The 1563-nt window shown below is 56.4% G+C and carries 1 rRNA gene; it reads right to left on the bottom strand.

Annotated features, from left to right (window positions below):
• Window positions 1–32: 32 nt before the first annotated feature.
• Window positions 33–1563, bottom strand: a 23S ribosomal RNA gene (locus ACZ514_RS32250); the annotation flags it as partial.

Here is a 1563-nt window from a genome sequence, read left to right as displayed (position 1 = left end):
CTTCAGAACTAACACAGTGGACGCGAGCAACTGAGGACAAGCCCTCGGCCTATTAGTACCAGTCAGCTCCACCCGTTACCGGGCTTCCACATCTGGCCTATCAACCCAGTCGTCTACTGGGAGCCTTACCCTCTCAAGGAGGTGGGAATACTCATCTTGAAGCAGGCTTCCCGCTTAGATGCTTTCAGCGGTTATCCCTCCCGAACGTAGCCAACCAGCCATGCCCTTGGCAGGACAACTGGCACACCAGAGGTTCGTCCGTCCCGGTCCTCTCGTACTAGGGACAGCCCTTCTCAATATTCCTACGCGCACAGCGGATAGGGACCGAACTGTCTCACGACGTTCTAAACCCAGCTCGCGTACCGCTTTAATGGGCGAACAGCCCAACCCTTGGGACCGACTCCAGCCCCAGGATGCGACGAGCCGACATCGAGGTGCCAAACCATCCCGTCGATATGGACTCTTGGGGAAGATCAGCCTGTTATCCCCGGGGTACCTTTTATCCGTTGAGCGACGGCGCTTCCACAAGCCACCGCCGGATCACTAGTCCCGACTTTCGTCCCTGCTCGACCCGTCGGTCTCACAGTCAAGCTCCCTTGTGCACTTACACTCAACACCTGATTGCCAACCAGGCTGAGGGAACCTTTGGGCGCCTCCGTTACCCTTTGGGAGGCAACCGCCCCAGTTAAACTACCCATCAGACACTGTCCCTGATCCGGATCACGGACCGAGGTTAGACATCCAGCACGACCAGAGTGGTATTTCAACGGCGACTCCACAACCACTGGCGTGGCTGCTTCAAAGTCTCCCACCTATCCTACACAAGCCGAACCGAACACCAATATCAAACTGTAGTAAAGGTCCCGGGGTCTTTCCGTCCTGCTGCGCGAAACGAGCATCTTTACTCGTAGTGCAATTTCACCGGGCCTATGGTTGAGACAGTCGAGAAGTCGTTACGCCATTCGTGCAGGTCGGAACTTACCCGACAAGGAATTTCGCTACCTTAGGATGGTTATAGTTACCACCGCCGTTTACTGGCGCTTAAGTTCTCAGCTTCGCAACCCCGAAAGGTCACTAACCGGTCCCCTTAACGTTCCAGCACCGGGCAGGCGTCAGTCCGTATACATCGCCTTACGGCTTCGCACGGACCTGTGTTTTTAGTAAACAGTCGCTTCTCGCTGGTCTCTGCGGCCACCCCCAGCTCAGAGAGCAAGTCTCATCACCAGGAATGGCCCCCCTTCTCCCGAAGTTACGGGGGCATTTTGCCGAGTTCCTTAACCATAGTTCACCCGAACGCCTCGGTATTCTCTACCTGACCACCTGAGTCGGTTTAGGGTACGGGCCGCCATGAAACTCGCTAGAGGCTTTTCTCGACAGCATAGGATCATCCACTTCACCACAATCGGCTCGGCATCAGGTCTCAGCCTTAACGTGTGACGGATTTGCCTACCACACGGCCTACACCCTTACCCCGGGACAACCACCGCCCGGGCTGGACTACCTTCCTGCGTCACCCCATCGCTTACCTACTACCACCTTGGATCGCCGGCTCCACCACTTTCC

This window comes from Streptomyces sp. NPDC034086 (genome assembly GCF_055575515.1).
Note: the sequence above shows the minus strand (reverse complement) of the source record. Positions and strands in the feature narration are given on the sequence as shown.